This window comes from Acinetobacter sp. FDAARGOS_558 (genome assembly GCF_003937785.1).
In the GTDB taxonomy this organism is placed as follows: domain Bacteria; phylum Pseudomonadota; class Gammaproteobacteria; order Pseudomonadales; family Moraxellaceae; genus Acinetobacter; species Acinetobacter baumannii.
In genome coordinates this window covers 1,635,897-1,655,830 of record NZ_RKJH01000001.1, presented here as the reverse complement: position 1 = coordinate 1,655,830, position 19,934 = coordinate 1,635,897, and the positions used below count along the sequence as shown (strand labels likewise).

Here is a 19,934-nt window from a genome sequence, read left to right as displayed (position 1 = left end):
CATTTTGGCTATTACTCGGCTTTGTTATTTATTGATATTTAATAAACATCACGGCGATAACGGCCTTGTTGTCTTAACTCATCGACTTGTTCTTCGCCTAAAATATGAATAAGTGCTTGATCGACTCCACTTGCCATTCCATCAATACTGCCGCATACATAGAGTACTGCACCGCGTTCAATCCAGTTGATTAACTCCGCTGCATTTTGTCGGATGATATCTTGAACATAAACACGTTGTTCTTGATCACGTGAGAATGCAAGATCAAGTCGTTTTAACATTCCCATCGTTTGCCAAGCTTCAATGGTTGATGCATAGAAGAAATCATGAGCACGTTGGCGTTCACCGAAAATTAGCCAGTTTTCAGTATAGTTATGGCGAGTTCGTGTATGAAGTAAACTCATTAAACCCGCGATTCCCGTTCCATTACCAATACAAATAATCGGACGATTATCATCAATCAAATGAAAAGACTCATTGGTACGGATACGCAGTGCAACATTTTGATTAATTTCTGTATGTTGAGTCAGCCAACCTGATCCTAAACCTAAATCACCAGACTCATCATATTGTTGACGAACAACTAGACGTAATACTTGCTGAGAAGGGATGCTAGCAATGGAATATTCTCGCGTTGGTAGGGTAGGAAGTTGTTCTAGTAAATGGTCCAGATTAGCAAACGGTTCAATTTCACCAGTTAAATCTTTATTCCAAAGTGCCTTTTCAATAGAAACCTGTAGCGAGTCTACCACCGCATTTTTAAGAATGTGATGATGCTGTAAAAACTTATTAATACGCTCAGGACTGTTACCTGGTTGTATTTCAGCAATGTCCCCAGCTTGCCATACAGCTTCATGATTGGCAGTAAGTTCAAGATTGTAGGCAGGCTGACCTAGACTATTTGGATTGAGTAAATCACGTTGTTGTAATGTCCAATTATCAAACACTTTTTCGATATTAACAGCATGCAAATCTAGTTTAGTTGCTTTTACAAGTGCCTGATTCCAGTTTTGAATATCTGCCGGATTTGCATTATCTACTTCTATAATATCGAAGAGGGCTTTGGCACCATTGTTTTTAAGCCATTCATCTACTGTGTGGCCAAAACTACAATAAGTATCCGGATATTCCTTAGAGCCTAAAGCTAATACTGCATATTTGACATGTTGAAGTCTTAAATTAGTTTTTAATAACTTTTTAGCAAAATTAGAAGCTAAGTCAGGTGCTTCTCCAGTACCATAGGTGCTAATCACAAAAAGAATTTGTTCATGCTGTTGTAAATCCGCTTCAGTTAACTGTTGTATAGATTTAACCTGAACAGGTTGATGGGCTTCTTGTAAGCTTGTTGCCGTACTCCATGCGAGTTGCTCTGCAACTCCTGTCTGGGTGGCATAAGTAATTAACCAAGGTTTAGCATTTTGATCGATGTAGTGACCAGCTAAAGACTGGCGAGCCGCTTGAGTAAGTTTTTTTTGCTTACGGCGTTTAAGGTAAAGCATCCATCCGGTAACAAAGAATAAGGGCATGGCTAAAGAAGCAAGCATCGCCACAAATTGATAAACTGGTCCGAAGAAACTACCTCGGTGCACAGGTAACATACTGCTCATAATTTTTTGATTAAGTTTTTTATCTTCATAAAGCTCCATTTTTTCAATATTGGCAGTTTTATAGTTATAGACAGCTTGGTTACGTGCACGTTCATGTTGTGGCGTTGCATCTACAAAACTTAATTCAATTTTTCCATCATCTTTTTTAGGTAAGTTAACTGTTAAAGTCGAATAATCACGTCCAATCTGATTATTAAAACCACTCCAAGTTTGGTTAAGTGCGGTAATCAGTTGAGCATTATCTAGTTGAATTTTAGGCAATTGATCTTTATTTCGCCCAGATCCACCATGGCCTTGTATTTTAGGTTGTTCTACACCTAATACTTTGAACATACCACTACGCCACCAGTCATATGACCAATATAGACCTGTACATGCAAAAAGAAGATAAAAAACAATAACCCATGTACCTACAACAGCGTGTAAATCCCAAATAAAATTTCGACCTTTAAGTTTGGGCTTAACAGCAAGCCATTGACGTGCAGAGTGCTTTTTCGGCCAGCGTAAATATAATCCGCTCAAAACAAAATATATGAGCATTAGGGCACAAGCACCGGTAATTTGTTTACCGAACTCACCAGCAGTTAAGTTTCGGTGAATTTGTTGTATTAATAAAAGTAGCTTACGACCTTGTACCTCTGGTAATACCTGAGCTGTATAAGGGTTAACCATCATATTGTAGCCGCGTCGTTCGCCTTCTTTTTCAATGTTTACTACAGATGAGGCGGTAGGATCTTTGGCAATTGTAATGCTATTAATTTTAATTTCAGGCTGGATTGTTGTGAAATGCTGGTAAAGCTGAGCAGGGGTAAGCTTAGGTGAGCTTTGTGCTTGCACAACATAACTATCTGTATTTACCCATTTTAAAATTTGCTGATCATAAGAATAAATTGCGCCTGTAACACCCATAATGGATAAGATGAGGCCAGCACTAATACCCAGAAACCAATGAATTTGAAATAAAAACTTTTTAAACATGGTCGAATAATGTAAATATGATGGAGATCTTGTAACGAAGTATAGCCGAAGATTGAGTAGATAATATGGATTTTGGAGATAATATTAATTTTCATTATCATTTATTTTTAGCATAATAAAAAACCTCCTGTAAAGGAGGCTTTTTAAAGAGGTGAAATTATAAAGTTTTCGGTTCACCTACACTTTCTTTCAAATGCTTACGAATTGTATTGAAAGAAAAGTTTTTAGAGTCCATACGTTTAGGCAAGATATATGCACCTTGTTGTTCCTGACCTTTAGGGTCTTTTACTTTAAAGTTAACTAAAATAAAGTCAGGGGTGTTGTACCATTCATAGATATTTTTCCATCCGATAGTTCCAACGCCTTCTTGTAAGCCCATTTGCTGGCGCATTACGATACCGTGAGGTTGTACGCCTAAGCGAATACCCTTGATTTCCTGCACAGGAAACTCATTCATCTTACGCTTAACATACCATTCCAAACCATATTTACGGCCAAGGTAATAAAGTACTACACAGACAATGGCAACCCAGCAAATCACTGTAGAATAGTTCTTGATAAAGATAAGACCTAAAATCGCAAGGGCTAAAATTACGCCCATAATCGCCCAGATTTTTGTGCTGATTTTATTGGTGCTGCGCCAGATAAGAAGTTGTGCATTACGTTGCTCAGCTTCTGATACCTCGTAAGGAACAGGCTGAAGCGTATAAGCATATAAAGTTTTCGCGGTCATAGTGCAAATAACAAATTGTAAACTGTTTTAAGTTTAGCATTAATTGGCATAAGTCAGGAAAGGATATTATGCCAATTTCATACTAAATTCTGACTCAAATTTATAATGATGCAAGTTCGCTAGCATCATTATCCAGATCATGACTTAGCCGTTGTTTTAACATACTAAATCGATTTAACACACTGAGCATCAACGATAACTGCTGTAAAATAATGAGCGATTTTTGGTCATCTTCATCATTTTGGCTTAAGCGCTGACGTATCGTCTGTAGCATATTTTGTGCCGTAAGATCAGGCATTTCATCTCTTAACAAAGCACCTTGTATATCATCTAATGCTTGATCTAATACGTTAAGAACCGCTTGATCCTGAATCTTTTCTCGATGTGCTCCAAGTGCTGCGATATAACTTAAAAATGTATGATTGAGGCATAAAAATTCAAATATATCGGACTTACGAGTAGGGTCGAAGTCTGGCTCTGTTGCTAAAGTAGAAATAAGCGAAGCAACTTCTGCATCGGTATTATGTGCTGCTCGGCGGACAATACGGTAATTGAGGGCATGATTATGTCCTTCATGATATTGTTTTACCACTTCAGCTAAATAATTACATTGTGCTTGTAAGGAGCGTCGAATACTGCGCGGTAGACGACGGAATTTCCAGTCAGGCCAAATAAAGGTCACACCAAACCATGCTAAAGCACAACCAATTAGGGTATCAACAAACCTAGGAATAGCCGCAGCGACTGCCGAACCGTCCAGATTAAAGTTAATTAATGCCAAAATGGTAATAAAAGCGGTTGCTTGAGCATATTGCTTACTACGTAACTCGAAAAACAGTACGCCACTCAAAATTAGCATGACTAATTGTCCTTCCACAGAAGGCACTAAAAATACTATGCTAAGGCCGACAATAATCCCGACTAATGTACCCACAATACGTAAACGTAAGCGACGTTTTGTTGCGTTAAAGTTAGGTTGGCTAACAAATAAAGCTGTCAACATAATCCAGTAGCCATATTCGATATGGGTCATTTGAATAAATACATATCCAATAAAAAGAACAATCGAAACACGAATGGCATGACGGAATAGTACAGATTCAGGTGTTAGATTTTGTTTTATTCGAACAACAATATCATTCCAACCTTTTAGATCATCATCTTTAAGTTGGTTTTCAGCCTGCTTTACTTTGTCAGACTGAATATGCTGTTCCGTTTCTAAGTTGAGTAATTGTGAGTCAATAGACTTTAAGTTTCGGTATAAGGCAAAAAGAGCATTTACCCACAATAAGTCATACTGCTGATCATCTCTTAACTTTACTAAAGATAAGCGTAAATTCTCGAAACTCTGCTTAAAGCGTTTATTATGGATATAGGGTTTACGCTGTAAAATACATTCATTTAGCTCTTGGCAAGCTTTACCCTGAATTGCCAAAATGCGCTGAAACCTAAATAAAATATCACTGTGCTGGAAAATTTTAGCTAACTTTTGATAGTCGATATGGGCAGAGTCTGCACGTTCATGAATGTCTTGTGCGACAAAGTAATAATGTAGGCTACGGCGAGTACCTTTTTGTCCACGGTCACCCTTTAAACGGGTTAAAAGGGCGGTTTTAAGATCATTAAAAATCGTTATTAATTTGCCATTTTCTAATGAAAGATCAATCATGCTTTGCTGATAACTCGCAGGAGTCATATCGACATCAAACAAATTAGATTTGGCAAATAGAAAGTCGCCTAATGAAGCATAAGAGGCCGCAAGTTTATCCTGGAGCTGGCGAACCGGAAATAATAAAAAGCTAATGGTTGCAATAAGTCCGTACCATGCTGCTCCTGCAACCAAAAGCGCTGGCTGAATATACCACTGGTCAAATAAATGAACTCCCAACATGGTATAAACTGAAACAACCAGACATCCATAAGAAATTGTTGCGTAACGGCGACCTAATGACCCGAGTAAAATCCAGCCAATACAAGAGGCAATCAGCCCTAGCGCAAAAAGCATTGGATAAGGGAAAAGTAATTGTACGGAAGCTGCGGTAATGAAGAAACCAATATAGGTGTAAATCAAATTCATGATTCGCACTGAAAAGCGATCATCAATATCACTTAAACCAGCTGCGACCACACCTAAAGTGAGGGGAATTGTTGCTAATTGATGTCCTAGAAAATAAGGCACGAACGCAGTTCCTGAAAAGGCAATCAGCATCCGCACGTTATACATAAATGATGTGTTATAAGTCGCTCTTTTTAGGCGTTTAAACCAAGATTTCAAATGAAGTCCTTGCTGATCAACCTGAGTGATAAAGGATTTGCGTATTTCTACACCAATGTTGCACAAATCATACGATAGACAGTGTAAGCTTGTCTGTATGCAAATGATTGAAAAATGAAATATCGTTATGTCTGAACAAACAGCCCAGCGTCAATATTCTATTGGCTGGATTATGTTGCTCGCTTTACTCACGGCTTTAGGGCCACTATCCATTGATATGTACTTACCTGCGTTGCCTCAAATGGCCCATGATTTTGGGGTGAGTACGCAAATGGTAGCAAACACATTGCCAGCTTATTTTTTTGGTTTAGCCATTGGTCAACTGGTATATGGACCTTTAAGCGACCGTATTGGTCGAAAAAAGCCTCTTTATTTTGGGCTTGCGCTTTATGCAGTTGCAAGCTTGTTCTGCGTGCTCGCTACAAATGAATGGAGCCTAATTGCTGCCCGTATTTTACAAGCCTTAGGTGGTTGTGTGGGGGTGGTTATGGCTCGTGCTGCTATACGCGATAGATTAGATGTCCAAGGCTCGGCACAAGCTTTTTCAAGCATGATGATCGTAATGGGCTTGGCACCTATTTTGGCACCGATGATTGGGGCCTGGATATTAATCTGGTTTCCGTGGCAAGCGATTTTTATTGCGCTTTCAATTGTAGGGGCAATCTGCTGGCTATGTGTACATTTCTTTTTTAAAGAAACTTTGGCAATGGATAAGAGGCTCAAGTTATCTCTATATCAAGTGGCTACCTTATATGGTGCTATTTTCAAAGATGCAAGCTTCCGTTTACCTATGTTTGCAGGATGTTTAACAGGTGCAGCATTATTCTGTTATATCAGCTCAGCTCCAGCCGTTTTTATGGATCAATATGGCTTAAATCAGCAAGAGTTTGCTTATGTATTCGGGCTCAATGCTTTTGGCATTATGTTAATGTCATCTTTAAATAAGCACCTAACCACACGTGTTGAAATCACTAAGCGCTTAAAAGCAGGTTCAATGGTACAAGTGACAGGTGCAAGCATTGTGTTGATTGCTGGCTTAATTTCTGCAGCACCTTTATGGCTAGTAATGTTAGGACTGTTCTTAGCAATTTCAGGAATTGGTTTAACTGGACCAAATGCTATGGCTCTAGCCATGTCAAAGCAAGGTGCTCGTGCAGGAACAGCCAGTGCAATTATGGGCAGTATGCAATTTGCTTGCGGTTTATTGGGTGGAGTACTGCTTAACTTCCTTATTTGGTCTGCATCACTCAATATGGGAGTGATGATGGTGTTATTTACATTAAGTGGTTTTATTGTTGTTTTAAAAGCGATTCGACAAGCAAAAAGCCAATCACTCTCTTGATTTTAAGAGAGTGATTGGCTTGCATCTTTAATCAAGAAAAACTGCAAAATTCTCAACAGGCTCTCTAGGTGTAATAAAGGTATTCACAATATGTTCAGGGTCGGCATGACCTAGTGCAATTGCACATACCAACTCTTCATCATCTGCTGCGCCTAAAATATCTAACACTAGGGGATGAAAATGGTTCCAAGCTGCTTGAGGGCAGGTGTCTAATCCCCGAGCCTTGGCAGCGACCATGACATTTTGAATCATCATAGCGATATCCATTTTGGAACCAATTCCCATTGCTTTATTGACTGTAAAGAAAATTCCGACTGGAGCATCAAACAGTTTGAAGTTACGTAACTGCTGAGCAGCCATTTTTTCTTTTTCACCTTTTTTAATATCTAATAAACCATAGAGTCCCCAACCATTTTCACGGCGGCGGTCAATAAAAGGAGAGACCCATTTTTCAGGGTAATATGCAAAAGTTTCTTTATATTGCTCTGCAAGTTCGGGATTTTTGGAAACCTCAATCTGTGCTGCACAAACACGCTCTACCATTTCATCACGTTTATGACCTGTGACTACATAAACTTTCCATGGTTGAGTGTTGGTACCGGAAGGTGCTCGACTTGCGACTCTTAATATATCTTTAATGACTTCTGGCTCAATGGGAGTGCTTAAAAAAGCACGGACAGAATGTCGAGAGGTAATTGCTTCGTCAACAAGGCGGACTTGTTCCAAATTCATGAGTACTCCTGATCTTTTCCCTCAATATTTAATACTTTTTGAGATGCAATTTCATCTGCTGAAATTGCTGTATTTATAAGCAAAAAATATTAGAAAACAGATATCCTTATATATATGATTAATGACTTGGGTAAGACATGATGTCTGCTCAATGATAATTCGAATATGCCACTTTAGGCTTAAAATGGTAAAGTGGTGTGACTTTGATAGTCATTCAATTAAAGCCAAAATAAGGGTTGAGTAAAAATCGCTCAATTAGAAAAAAGGTATAATATGTTTAAAAACAGTACAAAACAGATGTTTTTGTATAAAAAATAATCTTAAGTTGCATAAACTTTTAATGAAAAACATACACAAAATTTTAAATTTCTGCATAATACCGACTTTTTTACGCAGGTATGATTTCTCCATACTCACGTTAGGAAAAAAGTAGTGGCTGCAAATAAAATACTTTTACAGAAAGGATTTTGTGCAGAAATGGAGAAATACACGAGGTATAAGGAGCTTTACATGAGTTTACCGCTCATCAACAAGCAGTTCATGAAACAAGGATTGGCGATTACCATTGCAACCATGAAAATGAACGTAACTCACGCAACTACTGAGCCACAAGAAATACAACAGCTTGGTACAGATCTCAATGCACTCTTCTTTAATGAAAAAGAAAAGGGCACAGATAGTCGTGTTATGACGATGGCTTGTTACAGTCTTTGAAATTTAAATCCAGTTTAGACATTCGCCCAAAAGTATATGTAAATATGCTTATTGGCTTAAATCCAGTTTTTATAACTCGATTAATTGATGGGAATCATTAAACGAGCTGATTTAGCGGTGGTCATTTGTTAGTTTCCAAGTTTGTAGCCGAGTCGATGCATTCTGTTCACCCAAATGGGAATATGTTCAGTGGTGCGATGAATTTATTTTATCTGAAGGGTGCTTTCTCTCATGTAACCTTCAAAGGCTTAGTGCTGGGCATGATGTTGCTTAAACTTGTGACGGTAATTGCTATTCAAGTGACATTAAAAGTTTTTCCTTAAATGTACTGAAGAAGTCCCTATTTTTAGGGGCTTTTTTGTTTATTGCAGTATTTTGGCTTGTGCTAATAGCACATTAGCAAGAACGTAAGCGGACCGAGTATGAATGAACAACTCAATGCCACACTGATGTCGTGGGTACAATTTTTTAATGAACCTTTATGGGATTTTCTGGTTATTTTCTTGCTGGCCGTCGGTATTTTTTATACGGTCTTAACAGGAGCAGTGCAAATTCGCATGTTCTTGCAAAGTATTCGTGTTATGAAAAGCAGCCGTACAGAAGGCGAAGATGAGCATGGCCTTACACCTTTCCAAGCGTTTGTAACAGGTCTTGCGAGCCGTGTTGGGGTGGGTAACATTGCTGGTGTGGCAATTGCGATCGCAATTGGTGGCCCAGGCGCCGTGTTCTGGATGTGGGTAACCGCTGTACTTGGTATGAGCTCTGCTTTTATCGAATCTACTCTTGCTCAACTTTTTAAGGTGAGAGACAGTAATAGCAAGCAATTCCGCGGTGGTCCAGCCTACTATATTACTCAAGGTTTACGTAGTAAAACTTTTGGTGTGATCTTCGCGTTAGCATTGATCTTTACTTATGGTTTTGTATTTAACTCAGTTCAAATCAATGCAATTGCTAATGCATCTTCACATGCTTGGGGTTGGGATAAAGCTAATCTTATTGCGCATTTAGGTGGTGTTGATTTAGAAATTTCATGGGTCGGTCTTGCTCTTGTTGTGATGGTTGCATTGGCAATCTTTGGTGGTATTAAACGTATCGCTAAATTTGCAGAGATGTTTGTTCCTTTAAAAGCAGGTCTTTATCTCTCTGTAGCGTTATATATTGCATTAAGCAACTATGCGATTTTGCCTGATGTTTTAAAACTGATTGTGACTGAAGCTTTCCACTTTAATGCTGCGGCAGGTGGTTTCTTCGGTGCTGCTGTATCAATGGCAATGATGCAAGGGATTAAGCGCGGGTTGTTCTCAAACGAAGCAGGTATGGGTTCTGCACCAAATGCGGCGGCTGCGTCTGATGTAAAACATCCTGTAAACCAAGGTTTGGTACAAATGCTTGGCGTATTCGTAGATACATTCATTGTATGTACAAGTACAGCAATCATCATTTTAGTTTCTGGTGTTTACCAAGATGCTGGTTTCGTCGGTGTTGAATTAACCCAACGTGCGCTAGAGACTCAAGTGGGGCACTGGGGAGCTGACTTCTTAGCTGTTCTATTATTCTTGTTCTGTTACTCAGCTGTATTAGGTAACTATGCTTATGCAGAAAGTAATGTACAGTTCATTAATAACAACCCGAAAGTCATGTTCATCTTCCGTATTTTTGTATTGGTGATGGTGTATTTCGGTGCAATTGGTAGTGTGCCATTAGTATGGTCAATGGCAGACTTGTTTATGGGTATTATGGCTACCATTAACTTGGTCGCAATTTTACTTTTAACACCAATGGCTCGTACTTTGTTGAAAGATTACCGAGCGCAATTGAAGCAAGGTATTAAAGAACCTGTATTTAAAATTAATAAATATCCAGAGTTGAAGAAAAAAGTCGATTCAGATATTTGGTAATTTTGTAAGAAAAGCCTCTTAGAAATAAGGGGCTTTTTTTCGGCATAATAAAAATACTTGAGTATAAAAATTAAACATGACAAATTAAATAAATTCACTACAGCATTTCACAAAACGAGCAACTAAAATTGCAATTCGAAAATTAACGTCATAGTGCAAAGATGGGCCATGAAACAGCTTAAATTGTGGGTTCTCGGACTTTCTATGGTGTTGGCCGGGTGCCAAACCACCTCACACTTATCTGCCTTAAAACCGCAAACGGCAGAGGCATACTCACGTTTCGTCGATCAGCCTTTTGCACAGCTTAAGAAGCAGCATAAGAAACCAGTAGTCGCATTAGTACTAGGTAGTGGTGGTGCACGAGGATATGCACATATTGGTGTTATTGAAGTTTTAGAACAGCATGGTATTCGTCCTGATTTCATTGTTGGAACCAGTGCAGGAAGTATTGTTGGGGCAATTTATGCGAGTGGAAAAACGCCTGATGAACTTCGCGATACTGCATTGAAAATGAAAGCTGCAGATGTTCGTGACATCAGTATTGGTTTAAAAGGTTTTTTTGATGGCAAAAAAGTTGAAGACTATGTAAATCAGCAAGTAAATAACTTGCCGCTCGAAAAAATGAAAATTCCGATGTATGTAGTGGCAACAGAGCTAAAGCATGGCACCAAAACCGTATTTAATTATGGCAATACTGGACAGGCCGTGAGAGCATCAGCCTCAATACCAAGCATGTTTGTGCCGACTAAAATTGGTAAATCTGAATATGTAGATGGCGGTTTAGTCAGTCCGGTACCTGTTGAAGTAGCCCGTGATTTAGGAGCCGATGTCATTATTGCTGTCGATATTCTGGCTCAACCCATTTATACGGAAACCTCAAATGTATGGGGACTCTTTAACCAGAATATTAATATTATGCAAGGACGTTTGGCTGCCGAAGAACTTCAATATGCAGATGTAGTAATTCAACCGGATTTAAGAGAAAAAGCACATATTTTTGATGTAAAAGGTCGTGAAGCAACCATGAAGGCAGGCATAGATGCAGCAAATGCAAAACTGTCTGATATTCAGTTTGCGATTGATGAAAAAATAGCTGAACAGAATCTATCTACTGACGGTTTAAGTGCGCAAACACAATAAATTGAAAGCAAGTATATGAAAAATTAAGTAAAAGCCCGCTAAGGGCTTTTTTGTTGAAAAATAAAAGATTTGTATGTGCTGACAAAAATTTTTGTATAGTGGAGCTATGCTGAAAACTACTCATGACACATATGAGATATTCATGCTATTTTTCAAAAAAATAATTGATTTGTAACATATTGAGGCCAGCTACTTAGATGATTCAGCAACAGGTAAAAAATGAGTTTCCAACATTAGAAGATATACATGCCGCTGCAGAGCGTTTAGATGGTTTAGTTGTTAAAACACCTTTTGTTTTTTCAGAAACCATTTCTAAAACCTTAGGGGCTGAAATGTGGCTGAAATTTGAGAATCTACAGTTTACGGCTTCGTTTAAAGAAAGAGGCGCATTAAATAAACTTTTGAGCTTATCTGAACAAGAAAAACAACATGGTGTAATTGCAGCTTCAGCTGGTAATCATGCGCAAGGGGTCGCTTATCATGCACAGCGCACAGGAGTCACGGCAACTATTGTCATGCCAAAATCGACGCCCAATGTGAAGGTGCAACGAGTACGTGAATACGGTGCGCGTGTTATTTTGCATGGCCAAGACTTTTCGGAAGCTGCTGCTGAAATGCACCGTGTGGCACAAGAAGAATCTTTAACCATTATTCATCCATTTGATGATGCTGAAATTATTGCGGGTCAAGGTACTATTGCACTCGAAATGCTGGAAGCTGTTCCTGATTTAGATATATTGGTCGTACCTATTGGAGGTGGTGGTCTCATTTCTGGTATTGCGATTGCTGCAAAAACGATAAATCCTAAAATCAAGATTATTGGAGTTCAGTCGGTTGTTTATCCAAGTATGGCGAAACTGCTTTGTAACTATCAACTCGCGGTTTCAATGGGTTCAACGGTAGCTGAAGGTATTGCGGTTAAAACTCCGGGCGAGCTGACAACACAAATTGCTAAGCATTTTGTAGATGATATTGTGGTAGTCACTGAAGATATGATTGAGGAAGCGATTGCGCTATTACTCAACATTGAAAAAACAGTGTGTGAAGGAGCTGGCGCGACTGGAATTGCTGCAATTATGTCTCGTCCCGATCTATTTTTAGGCCATAAAGTTGGTGTGGTGTTATCTGGTGGCAATATTGATACACGTGTAATGGTTTCAGTATTACAGCGTCACTTAACTCGTACTGGCCGTATGGTTCGTATTCGCGTTGAATTACCAGATAATCCGGGTGCCTTGGCGCGTCTAACAGCAATTATTGCGGAGCAGGGCGGTAATATTTACGAACTTCGACATGAACGCTTTGCCGCAACAAGCCGTGCTAAAGAAAGTGCGGTGAGTGTCGATATTGAACTAAAAAGCGCTCCAGATCTGGAACCATTAATTCAGGCTATGCAACTTGAAGGCTATATTGTTCGTAAAGAAGAGATTTAAACGTACATATGGCTGTGATATAAAAACTGTATATGGCTCTTAGGGGAGCCATATACAAAGCAATTTAAACGGATTAAATTGCATAAAGGGATGAATTTACAAAAAAACGATCAAATCCTTCAATGAAATGGGAAAAATTGACAATTCTCTAAACTTTAGCCTTCACAATTTTAAGGTTTAGGTTTTAGTATTCCTTTCATTGTAAATTTGAAGAAATAATAGGGATATCAACACTCAATGTTCAAATCATTTTTTCCATCACCACGGTATTTCTTTATATCTGCGGTTATTTGGATCGCGCTTAATATGGTGCTTTGGTATTCTGGTGGTAGTACATGGGGGAGTTTCATTGGATTCCATCAGGGTTACCATAGTGAACAATTACCAATTGGTGTTAGCCGCTTCTGGTCTCCGACTTTTATATGGTTTTATATTTGGTTCCTAGTTTCTACAGCAATTTTTGCAGGGTTTTGGAGAATTATTTCTAATCATCCATGGCAACGTTGGTCAGTTTGGGGCTCTGCTTTTATTTTATTTAACATCTGGTTTGGCGTGCAAGTCAGTGTTGCCGTTAATGCATGGTATGCACCTTTTTATAATCTTATTCAAGCAATGCTAGATCATGGTGGCGGTGATATTAATAAGCTATATAGCGGAACAGTTACTTTTCTTTTAATTGCCATGGTTGGCGTGACTTTAGCCGTGATTAATGCATTTTTTGCTAGCCATTATGTATTTCGTTGGCGTACGGCTATGAATGAATATTATACAGAGCATTGGGCGAAACTTCGCCATATTGAAGGTGCTTCACAGCGTGTGCAAGAAGACACCATGCGTTTTGCATCTGTTTTAGAAGATTTAGGCGTAAACTTCATAAAGGCAATTATGGTATTGATTGCATTTTTACCTATTCTATTTGAACTTTCTAAGCAGGTTAAAGTATTACCTATTGTCGGAGAAATTGATCATTCATTAGTATGGGCAGCAATTGTATGGGCTATTTTTGGTACAGTTCTACTCATGGTGGTTGGTATTAAATTACCCGGTCTACAATTTAATAACCAGAAGGTAGAAGCTGCTTATCGTAAAGAGTTGGTTTATGGCGAAGACTATGAAGAACGGGCACAGCCAAAGACATTAAAAGAATTATTCTCGAAAGTCAGATTTAATTATTTTCGATTATACCTTCATTATTCTTATTTTAATCTGGTTAGTATCTGGTATCTACAATTAGATATTTTATATAGCTTGGTTGTCTTATTTCCGTCTATTGCAGCAGGTAAAATGACATTAGGCTTAATTACGCAAATTAGTAATGTCTTTGATAAGGTCCGTGAATCATTCCAGTATTTAATTACTTCATGGAAAACAATCATTGAACTACTTTCAATTTATAAACGTTTAAGAACATTTGAAGATACTTTAAATTAAAAGTAATCATCATTTTTTAAGGTGCCTTGATTCAAGCCAGGGCATCTTTAAAATATTGAGTATTTAGTAAAATAACCTGTTATGTATGGCTCTTTATTTATAATTTTGATTTACATAATAAAATATATTTTTTGAAATATTATATTTTCGCGGTATAGAATTTGCTTCTGTATTGATTTTAATTTTGCTATTCGCTTAATTAATAAAAAAATAATCAATTTAAATCATTGTTTTAGATTATTAAATATTTAAATACGAGGTTAAGTCTTTGAAATCTATTTTACTTAAAAGTGCTCTTACGATTGCACTTATGTCTTCTGCTAATTTGGTACATGCGGAATTAGTAACAACTTCTCAAATCAAAAAAATATCAGGTATAGATCAACAATATATTGATTCTTCTATTAGTGAAAAGAACGATTTTTATGCTCATGTAAATGGTATTTGGTTAAAAAATACTGAAATCCCAGCTGATAAAGCAAATTGGGGAGCTTTTAATCAGCTCCGTGAGTTATCAATCAGTCAAGTACATGGGATTGTAGAAGAGCTATCTAGAAAAAAATGGGCGGATGGTAGTTTAGAACAGAAAATAGCTACTTTATATGCGAGCTTTATGGATGAAAAAGGCATTGAAAAGCAAGGTATTATCCCCCTACAAACTGAGCTACATCAAATTGATAGCTTGAAAAATAAGAAGCAAATAGCAGTTTTAATGGCCCATTTTGCTCGTATTAATGTTAATAGCCCGATTGGCTTAGGCATTGAACAGGATATGAAACAATCTACTGAAATGGTGGCTGGTTTGGAGCAAAGTGGTTTGGGTCTACCTGACCGTGATTATTATTTAAAAGATGATAAAAAATTTATCGAAACTCGTGCACAGTATTTAAAGTATATTGAAAAAACTTTATCACTTGCAGGAGATTCACAAGCTGCGCAACATGCTCAGGAAATCTTAAAACTTGAAACTCAGTTAGCACGAATACAGTGGAGCAATGTACAAAACCGTGATCTTGCAAAACGCTACAATAAATACAAACTCGCAGATTTGTATAAATTGACCCCCGCATTTGATTGGCAAGGTTATCTAACTGCAACTGAATTAAAAGGAAAAATTGATACTATTCAGGTAAATCAGCCAGATTACTTTCAGGGCTTAAATACAATTATTCAAAATACACCCTTAGATATATGGAAAGCTTATTTTAAATTGCATTTGATCAATAATTTTTCTCCATTACTAAATAGCGCTTTTGTAGATAATAAATTTGATTTTTATAACAAGACACTTCGAGATATTACTGAACAAGAAGCGCGTTGGAAGCGTGGTGTACAGCTTGTTGATAAGGTGCTGGGAGATGGTATCGGCAAACTTTATGTTGAAAAATACTTTCCTGCTGAGAAAAAACAACAGATGGAATTATTGGTTCAAAATCTGATTCGTGCTTATGACCAAAGGATTACAGAATTGGACTGGATGAGTCCTGCAACGAAAATACAAGCTCGTAAAAAGCTTTCTCACATGTCAATAAAAATCGGGTATCCAAAAAAGTGGCGTGATTATTCTGACCTGCACATCGCTAAAAATGATTTAGTTGGGAATATAATTCGCGCAAGTGAGTTTAAATATCAATATGAACTTAATAAATTAGGTAAGCCGGTTGATCGTGATGAATGGTATATGAAACCACAAACGGTGAATGCCTATTACAATCCATCATTGAATGAAATTGTATTTCCAGCAGCGATATTACAACCGCCTTTTTTTAATATAAACGCAGACGATGCAGTGAATTATGGTGGTATAGGTGCTGTGATTGGCCATGAAATTAGTCATGGCTTTGATGATCAGGGTAGCCAGTTTGATGAATTGGGCAATATGAGAAACTGGTGGAATGCTGAAGATCACCAGCGTTTTAAAGCTAAAACACAAGCGTTGATTGAACAATATAACCGTTATGAACCGATTGCTGGTTATCATGTTAATGGTGAATTGACATTAGGTGAAAATATTGCAGATAACTCTGGGTTAGCAATTGCCTATAAGGCCTATCAAATTGCATTAGGCGGTAAGCCAGCCCCTGTAATTGATGGACGGACTGGGGAGCAACGTTTTTATATGGGGTGGGCTCAAGTTTGGCGTGCGAAAACCCGCGAAGCTCAAGCGATTATCTATTTAAAAACTGATCCTCACTCTCCTGATAAAGTACGTGGTAATGGAGCTTTAATGAATCAAAAACCATTTTATGAGGCCTTTAAAATAAACGAAGATGATCAGATGTATTTACCACCAGAGAAACGGGTAACTATTTGGTAATTAAGAAAGCCCGCGAAAGCGGGTTTTTTTTATGGTTATTGATTTAATGGGTTGCGTTATAAAAATTAAGGATAGGGCCAACTAGAAACTGCTGCGACTTATCTAAGGTGACTTGAATCTCTTTATAGTTAAAAGTGTCTTCATCATCATACTTGGCAATACCATGGGTTTTATTGTTTACTTGAGGAATTTGGTAGCTAAAAAAAGCAACTTTTTTAGAGGGGTGAACAACATTGATAAGGTTTTTAGGGTCTTTAAAACCACCATATTCATTTTCAAGACTTTCTTTTAATAGTTCAGGAAAATAAAGCGTTGCATTGGGTAATCCACATCCAACGCAAAATGAAGAGTCATAAAGCTTTATCGCTTGCTTCTGATCTGGACTCATGATTAGAGCAAAACCAGTTCCATTTGCCCCTGCATTTGCTTGAACATCTTGCCAGTTACGTGGAACAAGTACTAAACCTACTTCAGGTAATGCAAGAAGCTTTAATTGCTTGGCATGTTGAGCATCAAGTTTAAAATTAAAAATACAGCTTTTAAGCGTACATTTTTCAAAACTTTTAAGCAAACCATCTTCTATTGGGTTTTGTGCCGTAACGCCATAAAAAGGGACTGCAACGCCGTTTAAAAATTTTGCCTCTCCAAGAGCATAGAATTGATTGTCTGCTTTGCGGGTTGCAGCAGAGCTATAAAATTTGGGGAAATGAGGCGTAAAGCTTTTTACTTCTGCATAAGCAGTTGAATTTAGGCTGATTAATGTTGCCCATAATAAAAAAATTAGTTTTTTCATTTTTAGAAAGTAATCAATTTAAATTTTATATAAATCTAACATATTCTTTTAAACTAGGCGGTAACTCAAAATTTAACACTGTTGTTAACTTCATAATAAAACAGACGTGTAGAGACATGAAAAAATGAAAAATATGCTTTCAATTTGTTGTTTGGCAGTAATAAGTTCTTATAGTTTTGCTCAAGATATAAAAGGTATTTCATTTTCTCACCAAGAGTGGGAAATCTCTTGCAGTAATACGGGCACCTGTAAGGCTGCAGGGTATCAAAACGAAGAAAATGGTGATAATCCAGCTTCAATTTTATTAACACGTAAAGCAGGCCCAAAACAACCTGTGCAGATTGAGTTTGCTTTGTCTGACTATGAACAAAGCATACCTGCAAACCAGCTTAAAAATATCCATTTTTATATCAATGGCAAAGATTTAGGTATGGTGGGTGTAGATGGTACTGAGCTGCCAATTATGGGTAAGCTAAACAGCTCGCAAGTCAATGCTCTACTACAGCAGTCCAAACAGAAGACTGAAATTGTATTTAAAAATGCGCAGCATAAATGGAAAATTTCCGATGCTGGGATGACTGCCGTATTATTAAAGATGGATGATTTTCAGAAGCGTATAGGGACTATTGGTGCTTTGGTTAAAAAGGGCAGCGCCAATGAAACTAAAGTACTTATGCCGGAGCCAAAACTACTTGTTAAACGTATTAAGACTTCAAACAAACCTTATTTAACTTTACAGCCTAAAAATAAACAGTACCAAGCAATACACCGTAGTTTGATGGCTGCTAAACCGAATCCGAAAGAAGACGGCTTTTGTGAAGGTATTTATGGTGGTAACAGTGATGGAGCCGAACCACAGAAAATTGAGCTATATAAACTAACCAATAAGAAAGTTCTGGCGACTACGTTGTGTTGGAGAGGCGCCTATAACGAAGGATATGGTGCTTGGGTACTAGATGAGTCTTTAAACGGAAAAGCGACGTTTGTGACTGAGTCCGCCTCAGATTTTGATAGCGGTATTATTAGTAGTGCTCAAAAGGGACGAGGCATTGGAGATTGCTGGGCAAGTGAAGAATGGGTATGGGACGGCAAGAGTTTTGTGCATACTAAGGATATGTGGACGGGTATGTGTAAAGGCTTGGCAGCAGGTGGAGTGTGGGAGCTTGATCGCATTGAATCAGTCGTAAAGTAACTATTTTGCGGTTACAGAGTCATAACAGGTAACTTTAGTGACTGTGTGATAAAAAGAACAGATTGTTTATTGGAGCTAGACCTATGTCACGTCATCTTTATGCTATTGCTCGCCGTAAGTTTTCACATCTGAGCCGTTCAATATGTGTGGCGGCGACTGTACTGGGCGCAACACAAATTGCGATGGCTGGTCCAACAGTTGATCAGCTCAGTGATTGTTTAGTTAAAGCAACAACAGCTTCAGATAAAACCACGGTGCTCCAATGGACATTTACAGCTTTAGCGGCTCATCCAGATTTAAAAGCATTTAGTAATGTAACGCCTGAGCAAAAAGATCAGTTAGATCAAAAACTGGCTCAGGTTTTACAGCGGATAATTGTAGAGCAATGTTCTACTCAGACCAAAGCTGTAATTCAGGCTGAAGGTGTGAAGGCAGTTGGGGAGGCTTTCCAACAGTTAGGTCAAAGTGCGGGTGAAGATATTGTTAAAGACCCAGCCGTTAAACAGCAGTTGCAGGGCACATTACGCTATATCGATTTAAATAAATTGGTGACAACGTTTTTAACACCAGAAATTTGGAATAAGTTGGGAATTACAAGATAAAAATCTAGTTTCCTATTTTAGTAATAAAGCCTGTTATCTAAATGCAGGCTTTATTGTATTTGGGGTGAAGAATCTTATTAGATACTAATCTTAGCGCCTAAAACTTTCACAAATTGTGCTAACCAAGCTGGATGTGCAGGCCAAGCTGGAGCAGTCACCAAATGCCCATCGGTAACGGCATCAGTTACAGCAATGTCTGCATATTGCCCACCTGCTAATTTTACTTCGGCTGCACATGCGGGATAAGCCGAGCAGAGGCGGTCTTTTAACACATCTGCCGCAGCGAGTAACTGAGCACCGTGGCATACGGCTGCAATTGGTTTTTTCACTCTATCGAATTCACGTACAATTTCGATAATACGTTCATTCATGCGTAAATACTCTGGTGCACGACCACCCGGAATGACTAGACCTACATAGTCTTCGGTATTAACGGCATCAAAATCATAGTTAATCGCGAAGTTGTGGCCACGTTTTTCGCTATAAGTTTGCTCACCTTCAAAATCATGAATAGCAGTCGCAATATGGTCGCCGTTTTTTTTATTTGGGCAAACAGCATGCACGGTATAACCTAAACCAGTTAAGAACTGGAAAGGAACCATAGTTTCATAGTCTTCAGCATAGTCACCGACCAACATTAGAATCTTTTTAGACATGATTTATCCCTCTTTTTAAAATGTAATTTATCTAAATTCTTAATTTAAATTAGCATAGTCGGTATGTCATTTTTCAGAAAAAAGCGCATTC

16 protein-coding genes are annotated in these 19,934 nt (G+C 38.1%); 10 read left to right on the top strand and 6 right to left on the bottom strand.

The window, feature by feature from the left end; genetic code table 11:
• Positions 1-38: 38 nt before the first annotated feature.
• The 3 genes from EGT34_RS07905 to yccS form a co-directional block, all read right to left on the bottom strand.
• A complete protein-coding gene (locus tag EGT34_RS07905; RefSeq protein ID WP_000473033.1) occupies positions 39-2,585 on the bottom strand; it encodes a PepSY domain-containing protein in 2,547 nt (848 codons plus the stop codon).
• 157 nt (positions 2,586-2,742) lie between these two features.
• On the bottom strand, positions 2,743-3,318 hold the full coding sequence (locus EGT34_RS07900) for an SdpI family protein (protein ID WP_000125649.1): 576 nt from the start codon (positions 3,316-3,318) through the stop codon (positions 2,743-2,745).
• 100 nt (positions 3,319-3,418) lie between these two features.
• Positions 3,419-5,593, bottom strand: a complete 2,175-nt coding sequence (yccS, locus tag EGT34_RS07895; protein WP_001984830.1) for a YccS family putative transporter — start codon at positions 5,591-5,593, stop codon at positions 3,419-3,421.
• A gap of 127 nt (positions 5,594-5,720) precedes the next feature.
• Here yccS and EGT34_RS07890 point away from each other — a divergent pair, with 127 nt between their 5' ends.
• Positions 5,721-6,935 (top strand): multidrug effflux MFS transporter, encoded by a 1,215-nt coding sequence (locus tag EGT34_RS07890; RefSeq protein ID WP_000003698.1) that lies wholly within the window; start codon positions 5,721-5,723, stop codon positions 6,933-6,935.
• Positions 6,936-6,962: 27 nt separating this feature from the next.
• Here EGT34_RS07890 and EGT34_RS07885 read toward each other — a convergent pair whose 3' ends face one another.
• Positions 6,963-7,667 (bottom strand): nitroreductase, encoded by a 705-nt coding sequence (locus EGT34_RS07885; protein WP_001047593.1) that lies wholly within the window; start codon positions 7,665-7,667, stop codon positions 6,963-6,965.
• Positions 7,668-8,177: 510 nt separating this feature from the next.
• Here EGT34_RS07885 and EGT34_RS07880 point away from each other — a divergent pair.
• From EGT34_RS07880 to EGT34_RS07850, 7 genes are all read left to right on the top strand, one after another.
• Positions 8,178-8,381 carry a hypothetical protein gene (locus EGT34_RS07880; protein WP_002010643.1) on the top strand — a complete coding sequence of 68 codons (204 nt, stop codon included), beginning with the start codon at positions 8,178-8,180 and terminating at the stop codon, positions 8,379-8,381.
• A gap of 182 nt (positions 8,382-8,563) precedes the next feature.
• On the top strand, positions 8,564-8,704 hold the full coding sequence (locus EGT34_RS07875) for a hypothetical protein (protein WP_000490937.1): 141 nt from the start codon (positions 8,564-8,566) through the stop codon (positions 8,702-8,704).
• Positions 8,705-8,803: 99 nt separating this feature from the next.
• Positions 8,804-10,279 (top strand): alanine/glycine:cation symporter family protein, encoded by a 1,476-nt coding sequence (locus EGT34_RS07870; protein ID WP_001005337.1) that lies wholly within the window; start codon positions 8,804-8,806, stop codon positions 10,277-10,279.
• A 168-nt stretch (positions 10,280-10,447) separates the two neighbouring features.
• Entirely contained in the window at positions 10,448-11,419 is a 972-nt protein-coding gene (locus EGT34_RS07865) for a patatin-like phospholipase family protein (RefSeq protein WP_000811534.1), read from the top strand.
• Positions 11,420-11,616: 197 nt separating this feature from the next.
• Positions 11,617-12,852 (top strand): threonine ammonia-lyase, encoded by a 1,236-nt coding sequence (locus tag EGT34_RS07860; protein ID WP_000615954.1) that lies wholly within the window; start codon positions 11,617-11,619, stop codon positions 12,850-12,852.
• 237 nt (positions 12,853-13,089) lie between these two features.
• Positions 13,090-14,283, top strand: a complete 1,194-nt coding sequence (sbmA, locus tag EGT34_RS07855; RefSeq protein ID WP_002041898.1) for a peptide antibiotic transporter SbmA — start codon at positions 13,090-13,092, stop codon at positions 14,281-14,283.
• Between the two features lie 268 nt (positions 14,284-14,551).
• Positions 14,552-16,600, top strand: coding sequence for a M13 family metallopeptidase (locus tag EGT34_RS07850; protein ID WP_000836154.1), 2,049 nt, complete (start codon positions 14,552-14,554; stop codon positions 16,598-16,600).
• A gap of 43 nt (positions 16,601-16,643) precedes the next feature.
• Here EGT34_RS07850 and EGT34_RS07845 read toward each other — a convergent pair whose 3' ends face one another.
• Complete coding sequence (locus tag EGT34_RS07845) at positions 16,644-17,393, bottom strand: DUF4850 domain-containing protein (RefSeq protein WP_000733295.1); 750 nt, start codon at positions 17,391-17,393, stop codon at positions 16,644-16,646.
• Positions 17,394-17,517: 124 nt separating this feature from the next.
• Between EGT34_RS07845 and EGT34_RS07840 the strand changes: the two genes are divergently transcribed.
• Both EGT34_RS07840 and EGT34_RS07835 read left to right on the top strand, forming a co-directional pair.
• Positions 17,518-18,585 carry a DUF1176 domain-containing protein gene (locus EGT34_RS07840; protein WP_000794177.1) on the top strand — a complete coding sequence of 356 codons (1,068 nt, stop codon included), beginning with the start codon at positions 17,518-17,520 and terminating at the stop codon, positions 18,583-18,585.
• 83 nt (positions 18,586-18,668) lie between these two features.
• Positions 18,669-19,187, top strand: a complete 519-nt coding sequence (locus tag EGT34_RS07835; protein ID WP_000086445.1) for a hypothetical protein — start codon at positions 18,669-18,671, stop codon at positions 19,185-19,187.
• 77 nt (positions 19,188-19,264) lie between these two features.
• On the opposite strand, the gene EGT34_RS07830 is transcribed toward EGT34_RS07835, so the two are convergent.
• Entirely contained in the window at positions 19,265-19,843 is a 579-nt protein-coding gene (locus EGT34_RS07830; RefSeq protein ID WP_000037729.1) for a DJ-1/PfpI family protein, read from the bottom strand.
• Between the last annotated feature and the right edge of the window lie 91 nt (positions 19,844-19,934).